Here is an 18143-nt window from a genome sequence, read left to right as displayed (position 1 = left end):
TACGCCCCGGCCGGCCGCAACCCAGCCCGCCATCTGAAACAGACCGCCTGGTATACCCATCCGGGCACCCGGGCCTCGTCAACGGCACCGCTTCTTTGCCCTCAGGCGTTTCCCGATCCAAGATGGGGCGCCATGCACTCTCCGAATCATTTCCCCGGCCGACGTTAATATTCGGCCCCACCCAAACCCGAGCCTTCCGCCCCCTGGAGGGCCGATGAATGCGGAAATTCCAAAAGGGTGAATTTTTTTCTTGACAAAACATCCAAAAATAGTAGGGAAATATCCTACCTTAAAGGGAGGGTATAGATTAGGGCTTGAATTTTCGTCCTTGCCGGGTGCAGACCAAACACCGTCGCCATTTTGATGGACACACCTGAAGGGTTCAGATCATGCGCAAGCGGGCCAGCAGCCGATCGTGGATGTGGGGAGGCCTTTGTGGTTCAATGGTTCTGGCGTTCGTTTATTTCGCCGCCGGCAGTGACCAGATGGTTTCGGGCAGTGGTCGACCGGATTGGCTGACGCTCTCGATCTCCACAGCATCCACACCCGATGAGATGCCGCCGGTTTGGTTCGCCCATGACCGCCACACCGATGCGCTGACCGGACAGGACTGCACGACCTGCCACACGAAGGACGAGGGACGGATCCGTTTTGCGTTCAAGCAGGCAGCCGGCGAAGACTACCACGCGGACATGGCCGAATTTCACGACAACTGCATCGGCTGTCACGCCAAAACGGCCATGCAAGGGGAGCCTGCAGGCCCAAGGGCCGGTGAGTGCCGCCTGTGCCACACACCTAACGCCCCGGACCGTTCGGCCTGGACGGCCATGAGATTCGACCACTCCCTTCATGCCCGGCATGAAACCAGCCCACGCATCGGCCCGACCGCCGAAGCGGACAGCGCCAACTGCAGCGCCTGCCATCACCGTTACAATGCCGACACCCAGACCCTGTACTATGAAAAAGGCACCGAGGGTGCCTGCCAATATTGTCACGCACCCGTGGCGGCCGCAACACCGGACGATCCGGCGCGCGCCATGCGGCAAGCGGCCCACGACGGCTGCGTGAGCTGTCATCTGATCAACCAAACCCAGGCCGCCAAAGAGGCCAATGCCAAATTCGGTCCGATTACCTGCGCCGGCTGCCACGACCAAAGCATGCAGGCGCAAATCGCGACCGTCCAGCCCCTGCCCCGGTTCAAACGCAACCAGCCGGACGCCGTTCTGCTGGCCACACGCTTGACCAACCAACTGGCCGCTTCCCCCGAAGACCGGGCCCCTGTATCGGCGGTCGCTTTCAACCACAAAAGCCACGAGGCCAATGTCGAAAGCTGCCGCACATGCCACCACGCATCCCTGCAAAAATGCAGCGACTGCCACACCCCCGACGGTTCCCGGGAGGGCGCTTTTGTCGGCCTGGGGCAGGCGATGCACGTCGCGGACCGCGATCCAAGCTGTATCGGCTGCCACCAGCAAGCCCAGACAGACGCCGCCTGCGCCGGATGCCACAGCATGACTCCGGCCCCGGATTTTGCCGCCACCGGCTGTCAAGCCTGCCACGGGGTAGCGGCGGATGAACAGACGGTGGCCGTCCTGACAGACCCCGACGCCCGCGCCGCCATGGCCGCCGCTTTCGTCAAGCGCCGCGGGGGTGGCGCGCCCTTGCCGCCGGAAACCGATATCCCGGAAATCGTCACCATCGGAACCCTCAGCGACGCCTACGAGCCGGTGCGCCTGCCCCACCGCAAAATCGTCCGGGCTCTGGCGGATCGCATCGCCGAAAATACGCTGGCCAAGACTTTTCACCCAACATCGGAAACATTGTGCCAGGGATGCCATCACAATGCGGCCGCGCTTCCCAAACCCCCGGCATGCGCCAGCTGTCATGGAACGATGACCGCAACGCCGTCTGACGGCCGCCCCGCCCTGCTGGGGGCCTATCACCTGCAGTGCATCACGTGCCACGAACGGATGGGGATTGAAAAACCGGCGGCCACGGCCTGCACCGAGTGCCACCCGCCCCGAAGCTCGACCGCGTCCCAAAACTGAAACAGGCCCATCGAGGAGAAGCCATGGGGATCACCCGTCGTCGATTTTTAACCTGGGTGGGTGCCGCCGCCGGCAGTCAGGTTGTGGTCGCCGGACGATCGCAGGCCGCCGGTAACCGGCAGTTTCCCGGGTTCGCGGAAAGCTTCGGGGTGCTGCACGATGTGACCCGCTGTATCGGGTGCCGCCGCTGTGAAGCCGCCTGCCAGCAGGTCAACGGACTCCCCGAGCCTGAACGCCCGTTTGATGATCTCAGCCTGCTGCAACAACAGCGCCGCACCGATGCCGGCACCTACACCGTGGTCAACCGGTTCGAAGCCGCCCAGGGGCCGGTGTTTGTCAAAACCCAGTGCAACCACTGTCTCGAGCCGGCCTGCGCCTCGGCCTGCTTCGTCAAGGCGTTTCAGAAGGTACCCAGCGGGGCCGTATCCTACAATGTCGATGTCTGCGTCGGCTGCCGCTACTGCATGATCGCCTGCCCGTTCAACATCCCGACCTACGAGTACGACAATCCGTTTTCGCCCTCGGTTCAGAAGTGCACCCTTTGCCAGCCCCGCATCGAAAAAGGCTTGCTTCCCGGATGCGTCCTCGCCTGCCCCAAGGAGGCGCTGACCTTTGGCCAGCGCGGGCAGCTGCTACAGACGGCGCGCAATCGGATCGCCCAACACCCGGGCCGCTATGTCCACCACATCTACGGCGAGCATGAAATGGGGGGCACCAGTTGGCTGTACATCTCCGCTGCGCCCTTCAGGGAGATCGGTATGCGGGAGGACCTGGGTACAATGGCCGCCGGGCAGCTCACCGCCGGGCCCTTGGGGGCGGTCCCGATCGTCGTGGGGTTGTGGCCGGTACTGCTGACCGGCATCTGGGCCATCGGCAAGCGCAAGGACAAGATCGCCGCCGGCGAGCGGCGCCAGGCGGTGGCCGAGGCCGAAAAAAATGCCCGGCAGGCGGCCGAGGCAAAGTTGGCCGGTCTCAGGGAGCAGCTGGGCAAGGAAAAAGAAATCGCCGTCAAGCTGGCCGTCAAAAACGCCCTGGAGGAAGCGGCGCGGGCGGCCCAGGCCGAGGCGCTGCCCGGCAACGGTGAACCCGAGTCCAAGGAGGAAAAATAATGGCTCAACCGACGCCCGTCCCCGGCAAAAGGCTGCTTACGCCCTTTAACGTGGTGACCGGTTGCATTTTGTTTGTCGGCCTGGCCCTGACGGCCATGCGCTTCATCGGGGGGCTGGGCGCCGTGACCAACCTGGACGACAACAACCCCTGGGGCGTGTGGATCGGCTTTGACCTGCTCTGCGGCGTGGCCCTGGCCGCCGGCGGCTATGTGACCTCGGCGGCCTGCTACATCTTCGGCCTCAAACGATTTCACTCGGCCGTGCGCCCGGCGATCCTGACGGCCTTTCTGGGCTATGCGCTGGTGGTCTTCGCCCTGCACTACGATGTGGGACGCCCCTGGCGGCTGCCCTACCCGATCTTCGTCAGCCAGGGGACCACCAGCCTGCTGTTTGAAGTGGGCCTGTGCGTCTTTTTGTATCTGACGGTGCTTTTCATCGAGTACTCGCCGGCGGCCCTGGAGTGGCTGGGCTGGCGCCGGGCACGCAACATCGTCGTGCGCCTGACGCTGGTGCTGACCATTTTCGGGGTGGTGCTCTCCACCCTGCACCAGTCCTCGCTGGGCGCCCTTTTTCTGATCGCCCCCTCCAAGCTCCACCCGCTGTGGTACTCGGGGTATCTGCCGATCTATTTTTTTGTTTCCAGTCTCTTTGCCGGCATGTCCATGGTGATTTTCGAAGGCACCCTGGCCCACCGCTATCTGCATGGCCAAATGGATGAGGCCCATTTGGATGAGAGCGACGGTGTCGTCCTGGCGTTCGGCAAGGCGGCGGCCTTTGTCATGGCCGGCTATTTTTTCATCAAGATCATCGGGGTCGCGGTGGATGACAATTGGGCACACCTGGCCACCGGCTGGGGGGCCTGGTTTCTGGTGGAACTGCTGGGGTTCGTGGCACTGCCGGCCTTTGCTTACACCTTGGGGGTCCGGGAGCGCAACCGCAGCCTGATCCGCTGGACCGCCGTCTGGACGGTGATCGGTGTCATGGTCAACCGCCTGAACGTATCGCTGGTGGCCTTCAACTATCACCTGCCGCCGGCCCAGCGCTATTTCCCCAGCTGGATGGAGATCGCCACCAGCATCTTCATCGTCACCCTGGGCATCGTGGCCTACCGGCTGATCACCAGCCGAATGCCGATCTTATACGAACATCCCGATTTCAGGCACGAACACTGACGAAGCGGTAAAAAGCATTTTACCCCGCCATCAACACCAAGCCGGGAAAGGAGGCGCCGTTGCCTCATGGTGCACGCCTATCACACGCTCCAGGATTTCATGCTCCACACCAAAAACATCGTCTACCTGCTCATGGCCGCGGGGCTGATCGGGCTGCCGCTTTTCTGGCGCTTTTTGACCGGACGCGACGAGGACCAGCGGACCTATTGAGCAGGAATCCGTCCGCTGTCATCCCGGGTTGAGGACGAACCCCGTCCGTCCCGACAAGATTTTGCTGGAGGTTGTCCATGTACGAATTTCTCACCGGTCCCATGCTGATTCTGTCCCTCTGCGTTTTTTTCGTCGGCCTGGCGGCCCGCGCGATCTGGTACGCACGGGGGCTGAACTGGCAATTGGACCGGGTCGCCTATGGCACGTACCCGGGCCCGGGTCTGAAGGGCGCCGTCCGCTCCGTCGGCTCCTGGCTGCTGCCCTTCGGCACCTACGGCTGGCGCGCCCAGCCGTTCATGACCGTGGCTTTTTTTCTGCTGCACCTGGGTGCCGTGCTCGTGCCGCTCTTCCTGCTGGGCCACACCCTGATCCTGCAGGCCGCGATCGGCGTCAGTCCGCCGTCGCTTCCGGGCACCCTGGCCGATATCCTCTCCTGGGCTGCGCTGGTTGGGCTGGCGATGCTCACCCTGCGGCGGATCGCGCTGCCCGAGGTGCGCATTCTCACCTCGGGGCAGGATTACCTCATTTTGGCCCTCTCGGCCGCGCCCTTCGTCACCGGCCTGCTGGCGCGCCACCACGTCGGCGACTACTCCCTCGTGCTAGTTTTGCACATTCTTTGCGGCGAACTGCTGCTGATCCTGGCCCCGTTTACCAAACTGGCCCACATCGTCCTGTTCTTTATGTCCCGCGCCCAGATCGGCATGGATTACGGCATCAAACGCGGCGGCATAAACGGCAAGGGTATGGCCTGGTAAGGCCCCCGGCCGGCGACGGCCACCACAAGGAGACCCCCCCATGCCCGAAGGCACGCTCTGCAACCGGACCCCCATCAAGACCGAGGCGGCATTAAAGCGGCTGCTGGACGACACCGGCGGCAAGACCTACTACCAGGAGATGAAGGCCCTGGAGGTGGACCGCGCCCTGCTGTGGGGCACCCTTCAAAAAACATTGAAAAGCCGGCTGCGCACCTGGCTGAGCCTCTGCGCGCATTGCGGCATGTGCGCCGACAGCTGCTTCCTCTACCGGATCAGCAACCGCGACCCGAAGCAGGTGCCGGCCTACAAGATCCAGTCCACCCTGGGTGAGATCGTGCGCCGCAAGGGCAACGTGGACACCGCCTTCATGCACAGGGCGATGGAGACGGCCTGGGCCAAGTGCACCTGCTGCAACCGCTGCGGCCTGTATTGCCCCCATGGCATCGATATGGGGGTCATGTTCGGGTACCTGCGCGGATTGCTCTATCAGCAGGGGTTCGTTCCCTGGGAGCTGAAGATCGGTGCCGGCATGCACCGGGTCTACCGCGCCCAGATGGATGTCAGCGACCAGGAGTTTGTCGAAACCTTCGAGTGGATGGTGGAGGAGTACGCCGAGGATTATCCGGGCCTCACCGTGCCGGTGGACAAGGAGGGGGCCGATATCCTCTACACGGTCAATGCGCGCGAGGTGAAGCACTATCCGGAAGACCTGGCCGAGGCCGCCATCTTGTTTCATCTGGCCGGCGAAGACTGGACCGTTCCCAGTTCCGGCTGGGAACAGACGAGCCTGTCCATGTTCGCCGGGGACTGGGAGGCGTGCAAGCTCCAGGTGGAAAGCGTTTACAGCGCCATGGAGCGGCTCAAGCCCAGGCGCATGGTGGGCACCGAGTGCGGCCACGCCCACCGGGCCACGGTGATCGAAGGCCCCTACTGGGCCGGCCGCCGGGACGGGCGGCCGCCGGTCAAATCGATCCACTACGTGGAGTGGGTGGCCGAGGCCCTGCGCAGCGGCAAACTCAAGATCGATCCGGAGAAACGGATCAAGGTCCCGGTGACGCTCCAGGATTCCTGCAACTACATCCGCAACCACGGCCTCAAGGAGATCACCCGCGAGATCATCAGCCACATCGTCGCGCCGGGCTATTTCCGGGAGATGTCCCCCAACCGCGAGCACAACTATTGCTGCGGCGGCGGCGGGGGGTTCAACGGGATCGGGTTGTATCGCCCCCAACGCAACCAGGCCCTGATCACCAAAAGGGATCAGCTCTTGGCCACCGGCGCCGAACTGGTGATCGCCCCCTGCCACAATTGCTGGGATGCCATTCGGGACTTGGTGGAAGAATATCATGTCCCCATCAAATGGTCGTTTTTAAAGCCGTTGCTCATCAAAATGGTTCAGGTCCCGGAGCATCTTCGACCCGAAAACAACTAGGCCCCCCGGGCCATCAGCGGGGGAAAGGGGTAAACCATGTTTGAACAGATTCTGTTTGCCACATCGGCGACCCCGGCCTGCGACCCGGCAGCACGGGTGGCTTTCAACCTGGCCCAGCGCCATGGCGGACGGCTTGCCCTGCTGCATGTACTCGGCGTGCCCACCCGCGGCTTCAGCCAGGAGGTGCTCGATGTCCGAACGGGTGAGAAGGTGCAGGCCGACGCGGACTACATCGCCTGGGTGCGGGAAGAGATCCGGCAGTATTATGCCAAGCAACTGGAGGCGATACCCGATGCGGCAATCGACATCCGGCTGGGCTACCCGCATCGCGAAATCCTGCGCAAAGCGCGGGACGAAAATCCGGACCTGATCGTGATGGGCGGCACCACCGAGGATCCGGACAGTTCCGTTTACAAGAAAGTGATGGTGGGCTCGACCTTCCACCGGGTCGCCAAGGCGGCTTTTTGCCCCGTCCTGGCCGTGGGACGTTCGGCAGCCTCGTTTTGGGGCGGCACTTTTTCCCACATCGTATTTGCCACCGATTTTTCCAAAGCCGCCAACGCGGGGTTTGCCTACGCCCTCCAGCTGGCCCGGTCCCTGAACGCCGAGCTGCACCTCTTTCACGCCCTGGATATCGGCACCCCCCAGACCGGGGTGCTGGTGGACCAGGACACCATCGAAAAGCGCCTGCGCGAAGCCCGCCAGCGGATTCGAGGGCTCTACGTGGCCCAAATGGGGGACTTCAAAAAATTCGCCATCGAGGTCTGGGAAGGGATCCCCTATATCGAAATCGTCAAGTTCGCCAGGGAAAGGCAAGCCGATCTGATAATCATGGCCCATCACGGGCAACCCCAGGAGGTTGAAACCGCCCGGCTGAGCAGCACCATGGAGCAGGTCATCGTCCGCGCCAACTGCCCGGTGCTCAGCGTGAATCGGCCGATCAAGGCACAGTAGGCGCTGCGGGCCAAATGCCGTTCGTGGTTTAACCCCGCTGCACGGATGAAAGGAAGCAAAGATGGGACACAAGATACTGGTGATCGATGACGACCCCAACGTGGCCGATTATCTCACCACATTGTTCGCGGACCACGGCTACGCCACCTGCCATGCGTCGGACGCCCAAACGGGGCTGGAGATGGCGCAAAGCGAACGACCCGATCTGATTACGCTGGATCTGGAGATGCCGGGGGAATGGGGCCCACGGTTTTACCGCAAAATGAGCCGGGACCCGGAGCTGAAAAACACCCCGGTGATCGTCATCAGCGGTTTGTCGGGAAATGAATACGCCATCGGCAAGGCCGTGGCCACCCTGACCAAACCCTTCGACCGACAGGAGCTGCTGAAGATCGTTCGCGAGACCCTTGCCTAATCCCTGCGTTCCCGGCGCGGCCCCGGCTTGACCCAAGCATTGGACGGACCCCCAGCATGACGGAGAAAATTCTCATCATCGACCCGGACGCCTCCCTTGCCGAGGCACTGGCCCTTTATCTGGAGCGGCAGCAGTTTGTCGTCGATATCGCGTCTTTTCAGGCCGATGCCCGGCGGCATTTTGAAACCGGTGGGCACCGGATCGTTCTGGCCGACCCGATGGTCGCCGGCCGGGAAGCCGGCCCCCGGCTGCTGCTCGGGTTCAAAGCCGATGCACCCCTCACCCAGCTGATCGTTTTTTCCGCCGAGGAACTCCTGCCCCGGTTTATGGAACAGCTCGGCGCCCAGGCATTGGGCTATCTCGCCAAACCGGTGGACAGCCTGGCCCTGGATCACCTCCTGCAACAGGCCCGGGAGTGGATTGCCCTCAAACACCAGCTGCAACGTTACGCGGTGCAGGTCGATACCCTGCAAACGGCCCAGAACCTCTACCAGCAGCTGTTTGACGAAGTGCCGTGCTACATCTCGGTTCAGGATCGCCAGTTTCGCATCACCGCCGCCAACCGCCTGTTCAAAAAGGATTTTGGAACTCAGGTGGGGGCCTTCTGCTACCAAGTGTACAAACACCGTTCCACCCAGTGCCCCAACTGCCCGGTGGCCGACACCTTCAGGGACGGTAAACCCCACCAGACCGAGGAGATCGTGACCTCCAAGTCCGGCCGCCAGTACAACGTGCTCACCTGGACGGCCCCCATCCGGGACGAGTGGGGCCGCATCACCCAGGTGATGGAGATGTCCACCAACATCACCCAAATCCGCAAGCTGCAGGATCACCTGGTCTCCCTGGGGCTGATGCTGGGCTCCATGTCCCACGGGGTCAAGGGCATGCTCACCGCCCTGGACGGCGGGATCTATCAGCTTGAAACCGGGCTCAAGAAACAGGACCCCGTTCGCATCCAGCACGCCTTCGAGCAGGTCCGTCAAATGACCGAGCGCATCCGCAAGATGGTGCTGGAAATCCTCTACTACGCCAAAAGCCGGGAGCTGCAGTTCCAGCCGGTGGACCTCCACCGCCTGGCCCGGACCGTGGTGGCCACCGTCTACCCAATGGCCGAACGAAACCAGGTCCCGCTGGTAACCGATCTCGACCCGGCGTTGGGGGTGTGCGAAGCCGATCCGAACTGGCTGCAGGCGGCGCTGGTGAACTTCCTTGAAAACGCCGTGGAGGCCTGTGCGCACGACCGGAACCAATCCGACCATCAGGTATGGTTCCAGGCACGCCCGGACGGCGCCGATCGGGTCTGCTTCGAGATAACCGACAACGGCATGGGAATGGATCAGGAAACCCAGGAGAAGATGTTCACCCTTTTTTTTTCCTCCAAGGGCTCCAAGGGCACGGGGCTGGGGATGTTCATCGCCCACCACGTGATCACCCAGCACGGCGGCAGCATCCGGGTGACCTCCAAGCCAGGGGAAGGGTCCCGCTTTTTGATCCACCTGCCGCGTCAGCGGCTGGACAAGCAGGCGGCATCGGAACCGGAAATGCAGCAGCTGCCATCCAAGGGCGCGGAACCTGATGCGGTCCGCCTGGATCCGGCATCCGAAGCGCTTAAGACCGCCCACCTTCAGGTCAGTGGCGACAACTCTTGACAATCCTGACCAGCGCTGGAAAGATGTATTGTCATTTACGTGTCCGTTCCCAAATCAGACCAGTTGGGAGCAGGACTTCAGCGCTGAGGCCACCATCATGCGACTGACCACGAAAAGCCGTTACGGCACCCGAATGCTTCTGGATCTGGCGCTTCACGCCGACAAGGGGCCGGTGCCGCTAGGTGACATTGCCAAGCGGCAAAACATTTCGTTGAAATATCTTGAGAAGCTGATTCGAAAGCTCAAGGAGGCGGGTTTCATCAACAGCCAGCGGGGACCTTTCGGCGGACACATGCTGGCCAAGGCCCCCGAAGAGATCAGAATCGGGGACATCGTCCGGGTGTTGGAGGAAAAAACAGCCATCACCGACTGCGCCGAGCGCAACGACAAACTTTGCGGAATCTGCAACCGCGCCGGGGATTGTCTCTCTCGCTGGGTCTGGATCGAGGCCAGCAAGGCGATGTTCCAGCGCCTGGACACCATCACCCTCGGAACCTTGATCCACCAGAAAGCCCAGCTGCTGGGCAATACCGATACCGGCGCCTAAAAACGTTTCATTTCGAAGTTTTTGGCGTTGGGAAGCCCATCAACAAAACTGCGGGATTTTAGCGGCCAGCAGTCAGGGCCGCCTTGCAGGGTCACGGGCGTTTTGGTTGGGTATTTCGTTTTCCAGCCGATGCATTTTTTAGCGCCTTTAACCCGTAGGGACAGACTGCGGAGCAAATGCCGCAGTTGTGCCCGTCGTGGTACTGCACGTAGTGCTCCTTTTTCCAGCGATCACAGGCCCGCACGTCCACTATCTCCTCGCGGGGCACTCCAGGACGCCATGCGGCGCCTTTCAAGGCCTTCGCGGGGCAGGCATCCACACAACGCCTGCAGCGGCCGCAGAAATTTCTCTCGTTTGACGGCCCGCACGGCAGCTCAAGGTCGGTAAAAACGGTCCCCAGACGGACCCACGATCCAAATGGGCGGGTGATGAGCTGACAGTGGCGCCCCACCCAGCCCAACCCCGCCCGGGTTGCTGCGGTCTTGTGGGGAAAATCCCCCGCGATATTCACCCTGTCGGTACGATCGGAGGCGGCCAGGGGCAAAGACCGAAACCCCTGGAATTTCACTGCGGCGGCCAGGGCCGCGGAGACATCATTGATCTGCCGGTTCACCCGGGCATACTCATCGGCGTAGGCACGGTTCGGCCCCTTCTGGATCGTGACCATGATCCTGGGATTCATCCGTAAGGCAAACGCAAGGGCGAAGGGCAATCCCTGCCCGGTCTCATCCTTGGGCGTGGCGAAACGTCGCAGATCGGCCGCACCCCACAGGGTGATCTCGCGATCCGCAAAGAACCCGCTCAGCCAGGTTGGAAAACTCGATGCGATAACCGCCACCTCATGCCTCTCCAAGGCAGGCCGGCCTGGGGCACCCACCTTCCTTCGCCCCCTTCGCCTTTCGAACGCCAAAAAAAACCACCCGTGAACAGTCCGCGGGTGGACAGGGCGTGATACCGGGCGAGTGTTTGGGTTTCAGCCGGGCAAGGATTTTTCGGAAAAAAAGGTGCGCCGCCCCGAAAGGCGGCGCAGGCAGCAAAGACGCTGAAACTTTTGAACTTCTTACGGCTGCAAGTATTCCAGGATAAAAGACTTTCCCACAACTTCACCTAAAAGCGATTTTTCGTCCGCTCACCCGCCAAACCTTCAGGCGGGGTTTTTGGCCAGGGCCTCCAGGCGGTTCTTGCGTTTCTGCCAAAAGACCAACGCCACCACCATGGCGATCCCGCTAAGATCCGTGGCCAGGCCGGGCGTGTAACACAGAACCGTGGCCACCGCGAAAAAGATCCACTCGATCAGGGTGGTGCGCCGCACCAGATACCCCATGGTGAGGGACGAGAAGGCCAGTGTGCCGACGGTGGCCGAGAAGAACGACATGGCGACGTGCCCAAAGGGAAACGCCTCCGCCGGCGTCAGATCCCAGTTCTTCATCAAAATCTCGGGTGTGAAGGCAAAAAGAAACGGCATGACATAGAGCAGTTTGGCGAATTTGAAGCTCGTCCAGCCTGTCTTCCACGGATCTGAGCCCGCAATGGCGGCACCCGCGTAGGCCGCCACGCAGACCGGCGGGGTGATGTTGGAATCCTGGCTCAACCAGTAGACGATCTGGTGCGCCGCGATGATCATAACCCCCATCTCCCCCAGGGCCGGTACGGCCAAAACAGCAGTGATCAGGTAAGCCGCCGTTACGGGCACGCCCATGCCCAGCACCAGCGAAGCCAGCGCCACCAGCAAAATGCCGATGACCAGGTTGCCGCCGGCGAGGGAAATGATGATGTCCGAGAATTTGAGACCGATGCCGGTCAGTGCGATCGAGCCCACGATGATGCCAATGACCCCGACGGTAGCGCCGATCACCAGGGTGTTGCGGGACCCCGTAATCATGGCATCCCAGATTTCCTTGGGCCCCATGCGGGTATCCTTTTTGACCCAGCTGACCATGATGCAACCGAGGGTCGCCCAGAAAGCGGAAAAGCCCGGTGAAAAGCCCTGCAGCATCAAGACGATGATGACCACCAGGGGAAGGGCCATGTACCACTGCGCTTTCAGGATCTGCCACGGTTTGGGAAGGTCCTCGAGGCCCCGGATCCCGTGTTTTTTGGCCTCGAAGTGAACCATGGTGAGGACGGATAGGAAGTAGAGAAAGGCGGGAAAGACACTCATCAGCATGATGCTGACATAGGGGATGCCGGTCAGCTCGGCCATCAGAAACCCGCCCGCGCCCATGACCGGCGGCATGAACATGCCGCCGATGGAGGCGGACGGTTCAATCGCCCCGGCCACATGGGGGCGGAATCCGGCCCGCTTCATCATGGGGATTGTAAACGCGCCGGTGGCCACCGTGTTGGCGATGGCGCTGCCGGAGATGGAGCCGAATAGGGCCGATGCGAGAACCGCCACCTTGGCCGGCCCGCCGGCGGTCCGGCCGGCGATGGCCAGGGGAAAATCGATGAAAAAGCGCCCGGCACCGGATTTTTGCAGGAAGGCACCGAAGAATATGAAGAGGATGACGTAGGTGGCCAGAACGTCGGCCATGACCCCGAACACCCCGTCCTGGGTCAAATAGAGCGCGTTGATGATCCGCTCCAGACGAAAACCCCGGTGCGCGAAGGCCTCCGGCATGTAGGGTCCGAAGAGGCAATAGAGGATGAAGAAGATCCCGATTAGGGTAAAGGACCATCCCAGCACCCGCCGGGCCACCTCCAGGGAAATGAGGATGCCGATAAAGCTGATGTAGAAATCGAGGGCGGTTTCACTTCCCATCCGGTAGTTGAGGGCTTCGAATTCGTGTATCCAGTAAATCACGGCGAACGAAGCGGTCAGGCAGAACAGAACATCGGTTATGTTCGGGGAATTGGGGAAACGCTTTTTGCCCCACGAACCCGCCAGGAAAAGAAGGCCTGCAATCACGACCCCGACGACAAAAACGATCCAAAGCGGCCCCATGCTGCCCAGGGCCGCCACCAGCCCTTCATCCTGAAAAAGCTCCTTGAAGGCAACCACCCGGGCGTCAAAACCGGCAAGTCCGTCGAACAAGACGAAGGTTGAGGCGGCGCTTGCGATTCCCAACCCCATCAACAGACAGAGAACCGGCCGCATCCAGACCGAACCCGCCGGGTACATGATGAAAACCAGGGCGTAGGTCAGCAGGACGTAGATGCCGCGGTGCAACTGGGCGGAAATCGGGCTGATGCCGGAGGAGTAAAAGTAGATCAGCACCATGGCCGCCATCAGAATCATGGAAACCCAGCGCCAGAAGCCCCGGATCTTGCGGGTGCCCTTTTCCTCCTTTTCGATGATCTTTTTGATCTTTTCATCTTCCGGCAGAGCTCCCTTGGTGATGCTCTCCGAGAGATTCTCAATCCCGTTATCTGGCATGGCCGGCAAGCCCCCTGAATTGAGTTGAAAAATAGGAGGGGATATCCACCCCTCCTATAGTCTGGAATGTTAGGTCCTTAGCGCTTTATTGGGCTTTGATGGCCTCGGGAATCACGACGCCTTGTTCCGTCCAGAAGGCCTCAGCCCCCTTGTGCAGCGGCAGCGGAATACCGCTGATGCCGGTTTCGATGCTCATCTCGGCGGCTGCCTTGTGGGACTTCACCATGTGTTCCAGCCCTTCCGGGGAGTAGACGACGCTCAGGGCCTGAAAGACCGTCTCGGCATCGAGATCTTCCCGTGCGCACCACAGAGTGGAATCCTGGAAGGTCAGGACATCCTTGTCCTGGCCTTTATACGTGCCGGCCGGAATCTTGGCTTCGGAATAGGCCGGGAACTTGTCGAAAAAGCCGGCGGTTTTGGCGGTTTCGTATGTGTTCAGCAGCGCGATGTCATTGGTGGTGCTGGCTTCGATGATCGAAGCATTGGGAAAGCCCACCAGGACCCAAAAAGCGTCGATCTTCTTGTCGCCCAGGGCGGAAGCGGCCGCAGAATAGCCCAGAAACTGGGGCTCGACCTTGTCCCAGATCCCCAGCGCTTCAAAAAACCGCTGCGCAGAGAGCGCCGCCCCGGAGCCGGCATTGCCCACCGCGACCTTCTTGCCGACCAGCTGCATGGCGTCCGTCACACCGCTGTCGGCCCGCACCACCAGCTGGGCCGGGGCGCCGTAGAGATAGCTCATCGGACGGACCTTGGTGTACTGCTTGGTGTCCTGGGGCAGTTTTCCTTGGGAGCCCAGCCACAAATCCACCGAATAGACGATTCCGAAATCCACATCGCCGGCGTTCAAGCGTTTGAGGTTTTCGGCCGAACCGCCGGTGCCTTCACTGGAAACTTCCACATTCTCGATGTTCTTGGACATCAGAATGGCAATGCCATTGGCAAAGTACTGAAAAGTACCCCCGGTGGGTCCGCCACCGAAGGCGAGACGCTTTTTGGCCGCTATCGCAGCCGGTGCCATGGCGAACGCAACCAGAACCAGAATCGATATCCATTTGAATGTACTTTTACGCATTGCTTTCCTCCAGGTTTGTGATGGTTTACGGAACAGGCGCGGCCGGTTGCCAGATCGGCCGTAAACAACCCAAAATTAACCGGCCTGCTACTCAATGATAATACCGACCTTGGGTTGAACAATTTGGCCAACTTTTACTCAAAATATAAGTTTGACCTTAGTGGACTCGAAATACAGAATGTTAGAATCTCGTTAAAGATAATTCCCGTATATCAGTAATCCAGGCTATGCAATAAAAAAAGTTTCAAATTTAAGGAAATCTGGATTTTGAAAATGCGAATCAGTTGTTTCGCTCAGCCCGACGCCCGGCCCTCTCAATTACGGAACATATCCCGTAATCTAAGGACACAGAATAATCAGGCGTCAACTACATGGGGGCCTCGGCAAGAAATAATTCCATATCTTACTTGTCTTTTGGCCCGTCACCGGCGTTACACCCGCCCGCACATATCCTGATATGCACCGGCGAATGTGCCTTGGCGACGAACCAAAATCCAGCGCTATATTATGGAATTATTTATTGCCGCGACCCTGATAAGAGGTTTGTTGTTCAATTCCCGAAAAAAGGCACCTGCCCGTTGAGTATGGACAGAAATGGAAGGTCGGACGGCTCTTCGAGAGTCACCGTATTGTGGCGGACCATCAGCCGCTTAGCCGCTGAAATCGTTTTCGGACGATGGTTGGCGAGCACGAGGGTGACTCGAGAGTGCGTGGGCGCTATCCGTTTCGATTGGGTGGGTCGTCGACGTTCCCCATTTTCCTGGGGATACAAGAGGTCACCAGGTGTGGCCACGGCCGGTAGCTAAATGCGGGCCGTGTTGGTTTTATTGGCCATGCGCCTGATTCAACCTCAGGGGCTGCTTTTCCGTCAGAAACCGCCAATACCGGTGCGGCAGTTTGCTCAGATGCAGCTTGGGGTTGTTGCGCGCCGGCACGTTGGCGGCCGCATAATAGCGCTGCCACAAGGTTTGGCAAAGCTGTTCATGGTCGTTTCGACAGGGGGCCGTTATGGCGGCGAGATCCATCTGCAGCGCCTGCGTGTAGCGGCCGTCATAGGCGAGTCCGTAGTTTCTTTGGGTATCGTAAATAATCCAGCGCTGGTCGGCGAACCGCGATTCAAAATGTCGACGAACCAGCGGCAACACGTCGTAGCGGGGGGCCACCAGGGCGAGATAGCCATCTGCATCGGTCTGTGCGAACCGAACCAAGCCTTTCATGCGATGCGCCTCGAGGCGGACTTGACGACTGAGTTTATCGATTTGGATCGAGGTCGACAGATGGGTCGCGGCGCTGCGGCCTCGGCGGGCGGCAATGGCATCTGCAACCAGCCGGTAAATCAGGGTCTCAACCCCGGCGTGGCCCGACAGGAACGCCTCGAGTAACTTGCAGCGGCGCTTGGCGCCCAGATGTCTCTCCAGACCCTTCCACACCCGATCAGCGATGACCGGGTCCGTGTCGATGGCCACCGGCTGTTCAAACAGCCCCCTCTGGCCACGGCCAGAAGGTTCAATGGCGTCCGGTGGGGCCGGACCCGTGTAAGCTTGGAAAATGGCGCTGAGCAGCCCCTCGAAGCTGCCGTCGGTTTCAAATACCCGGCGACCAGCGCTGCTTGTGGATGCCTCGGTATCTGCTGCCGGTGATGCCGTGGTTGGGGTTTGCGCGGGAATGCTTGTCGCGGCGACCGGCCATTGCCGTGCCGATGAACCATCGCAGCAAATGTACGGCCGGGCCCTGGTAACAATGGCGCCCAGTTGCCGCAGATGCTCCAAGCGAATGCGTCCTTTTTGTCGCAAGTGGACGATGCGATTGGCCGACTTCAGTCCGATGCCCGGCACCCTGAGAATCATTTCACGGTCGGCGGTGTTGATGTCGACCGGAAACAGTTCCGGATGCCTCAGGGCGAAGGCCTGTTTGGGGTCGATCGCCAGATCGAGCCAGGGGGAGGCGCTGTCAATCAAGTCGTCGATGGAAAAGCCGTACAGCCGCATCAACCAGTCGGCCTGGTAGAGTCGGTTCTCGCGCCGCAGAGGCGGTTCAGCCAGATCCGGCAGTGGCTTCCGTGGCCCGCCCACCGGCACATAAGCCGAGTAATAGACCCGCTTGAGGGTTTGCTGCCGGTAGAGCCCATCGGCCAGGTTCAGTATCTCGTAGTCGGACTCCGGGCTGGCGCCGACAATCAACTGGGTGCTCTGTCCGGCGGGGGCAAAGGCAGGTACATGCCGCAAGCGTTTGCGGTCCGCCCGCGTCTCGGCGATCGCTTCACGAATCACCCCCATGGGGGTCAGCACGGAGGCGTAGGTTTTATCCCGTGCTAAGCGCATCAAGCTGGCTTCAGAGGGTAGTTCGATATTGACGCTCAGCCGGTCCGCATGCTGCCCGGCCTGTTGAATCAATCGCCGGCTGGCGAAGGGTAAGCATTTTAAATGGATGTACCCTTTGAACCCCTGGCCGCGAAGCATCTGCACGGTTCGAACCAGCCGCTCCATGGTGTCGTCGGGACTGCGGATGACCCCCGAACTCAAGAAGAGTCCCTCGATGTAGTTGCGCCGGTAAAAGTCGATGGTCAAAGAGACGACCTCGCGCGTCGTGAAAGCCGCCCGGGGGATATCGTTGCTGCAGCGGTTGACGCAATAGGCGCAGTCATAGATGCACACGTTGGTGAGAAGGATTTTCAGCAGCGACACGCATCGGCCGTCTTCGGTGTAGGTATGGCAGATGCCCGAGGGAGCGGTGTTGCCCAGCCGCCGGCCACTGTTCTTCCGGGGGCTGCCGCTAGATGCGCAGGAAACATCGTATTTGGCCGCATCGGCCAGTATGGTCAGCTTGTCTTCAATGTCCATGCAAGATACCCGCTGCCGTCATTGGATGGTGAGCGCCCCTTGAAAATAAGTGAATACTTCGTATAATACAGTTCTTGAGATATCGAAGGCAGGTGTCAACTTAATCTGGAAGGGAGGCCGATATGGTTGAACTGAAGACCCTCAATCCCGAAGCGGTTCCATCCGCGCTGGACATGGCCAGAAGTTATCGCATGCTCAATGAACCGGACGGGGCCGAAAGCATCTGCCTGGACATCCTGGCGGTCGCTCCCGACCATCAGGAGGCCTTGATCGTCCTCTTGCTGGCATTGACCGACAAGTTTTCCAAAAGCGGTCTAAACCCCTCGTTTGAACAGGCCCAGGATATCGTGAACCGGCTGGACAGCGCCTACTGCAAATCATACTATAGCGGGATTGTGTTCGAGCGGCGCGCCAAATTTCATTTCAATCAGGGTGGCCCGGGTTCAAGCACCGTGGCTTATGATTGGTTTGTCAAAGCCATGAAAGCCTATGGGGAAGCGCTAGCCGGCTGCGACCCGAACAACCAAGATGCCGTTTTGCGCTGGAACGCCTGTGCCCGCTTCA

Annotated in this window: 15 protein-coding genes; 11 read left to right on the top strand and 4 right to left on the bottom strand. The window is 60.6% G+C overall.

Annotated features, from left to right (window positions below; genetic code table 11):
• The first annotated feature begins 443 nt into the window (after window positions 1-443).
• The 10 genes from LJE63_11390 (at window position 444) to LJE63_11345 (ending at window position 10291) form a co-directional block, all read left to right on the top strand.
• The gene (locus tag LJE63_11390) at window positions 444-2048 is read left to right on the top strand and encodes a cytochrome c family protein (protein ID MCG6907209.1); all 1605 of its coding nucleotides are present in this window, start codon (window positions 444-446) and stop codon (window positions 2046-2048) included.
• A 23-nt stretch (window positions 2049-2071) separates the two neighbouring features.
• Window positions 2072-3157 (top strand): 4Fe-4S dicluster domain-containing protein, encoded by a 1086-nt coding sequence (locus LJE63_11385; protein MCG6907208.1) that lies wholly within the window; start codon window positions 2072-2074, stop codon window positions 3155-3157.
• Entirely contained in the window at window positions 3157-4329 is a 1173-nt protein-coding gene (gene hybB, locus LJE63_11380) for a Ni/Fe-hydrogenase cytochrome b subunit (protein MCG6907207.1), read from the top strand. Before LJE63_11385 ends, hybB begins: the two co-directional genes overlap by 1 nt.
• A gap of 66 nt (window positions 4330-4395) precedes the next feature.
• Window positions 4396-4539 carry a hypothetical protein gene (locus LJE63_11375; GenBank protein ID MCG6907206.1) on the top strand — a complete coding sequence of 48 codons (144 nt, stop codon included), beginning with the start codon at window positions 4396-4398 and terminating at the stop codon, window positions 4537-4539.
• A gap of 77 nt (window positions 4540-4616) precedes the next feature.
• Entirely contained in the window at window positions 4617-5294 is a 678-nt protein-coding gene (locus tag LJE63_11370) for a respiratory nitrate reductase subunit gamma (GenBank protein ID MCG6907205.1), read from the top strand.
• 40 nt (window positions 5295-5334) lie between these two features.
• Window positions 5335-6726, top strand: a complete 1392-nt coding sequence (locus LJE63_11365; protein MCG6907204.1) for a (Fe-S)-binding protein — start codon at window positions 5335-5337, stop codon at window positions 6724-6726.
• Window positions 6727-6762: 36 nt separating this feature from the next.
• Entirely contained in the window at window positions 6763-7680 is a 918-nt protein-coding gene (locus LJE63_11360; protein MCG6907203.1) for a universal stress protein, read from the top strand.
• A 61-nt stretch (window positions 7681-7741) separates the two neighbouring features.
• Window positions 7742-8095: a response regulator gene (locus LJE63_11355; protein MCG6907202.1), complete on the top strand. Its 354-nt coding sequence runs from the start codon at window positions 7742-7744 to the stop codon at window positions 8093-8095.
• A 56-nt stretch (window positions 8096-8151) separates the two neighbouring features.
• Window positions 8152-9744 carry a PAS domain-containing protein gene (locus tag LJE63_11350; GenBank protein ID MCG6907201.1) on the top strand — a complete coding sequence of 531 codons (1593 nt, stop codon included), beginning with the start codon at window positions 8152-8154 and terminating at the stop codon, window positions 9742-9744.
• 97 nt (window positions 9745-9841) lie between these two features.
• The gene (locus tag LJE63_11345) at window positions 9842-10291 is read left to right on the top strand and encodes an Rrf2 family transcriptional regulator (protein MCG6907200.1); all 450 of its coding nucleotides are present in this window, start codon (window positions 9842-9844) and stop codon (window positions 10289-10291) included.
• A 91-nt stretch (window positions 10292-10382) separates the two neighbouring features.
• On the opposite strand, the gene LJE63_11340 is transcribed toward LJE63_11345, so the two are convergent.
• The 4 genes from LJE63_11340 to LJE63_11325 all read right to left on the bottom strand — a co-directional run bounded on the left by LJE63_11340 (window position 10383) and on the right by LJE63_11325 (window position 17579).
• Complete coding sequence (locus LJE63_11340) at window positions 10383-11129, bottom strand: 4Fe-4S dicluster domain-containing protein (protein MCG6907199.1); 747 nt, start codon at window positions 11127-11129, stop codon at window positions 10383-10385.
• 306 nt (window positions 11130-11435) lie between these two features.
• Entirely contained in the window at window positions 11436-13667 is a 2232-nt protein-coding gene (locus LJE63_11335) for a TRAP transporter permease (GenBank protein ID MCG6907198.1), read from the bottom strand.
• Window positions 13668-13752: 85 nt separating this feature from the next.
• The gene (locus LJE63_11330) at window positions 13753-14739 is read right to left on the bottom strand and encodes a TAXI family TRAP transporter solute-binding subunit (protein ID MCG6907197.1); all 987 of its coding nucleotides are present in this window, start codon (window positions 14737-14739) and stop codon (window positions 13753-13755) included.
• 824 nt (window positions 14740-15563) lie between these two features.
• Complete coding sequence (locus LJE63_11325; GenBank protein MCG6907196.1) at window positions 15564-17579, bottom strand: putative DNA modification/repair radical SAM protein; 2016 nt, start codon at window positions 17577-17579, stop codon at window positions 15564-15566.
• 122 nt (window positions 17580-17701) lie between these two features.
• On the opposite strand from LJE63_11325, the gene LJE63_11320 reads away from it, so the two are divergent.
• Window positions 17702-18143, top strand: a 442-nt coding sequence (locus LJE63_11320) for a hypothetical protein (protein ID MCG6907195.1), incomplete at its 3' end; no start/stop codon positions are given.

It is taken from the genome of Desulfobacteraceae bacterium, from assembly GCA_022340425.1.
In the GTDB taxonomy this organism is placed as follows: Bacteria; Desulfobacterota; Desulfobacteria; order Desulfobacterales; family JAABRJ01; genus JAABRJ01.
The sequence above is the reverse complement of the archived record's forward strand: the minus strand, read 5'-3'. Positions and strand labels throughout refer to the sequence as shown.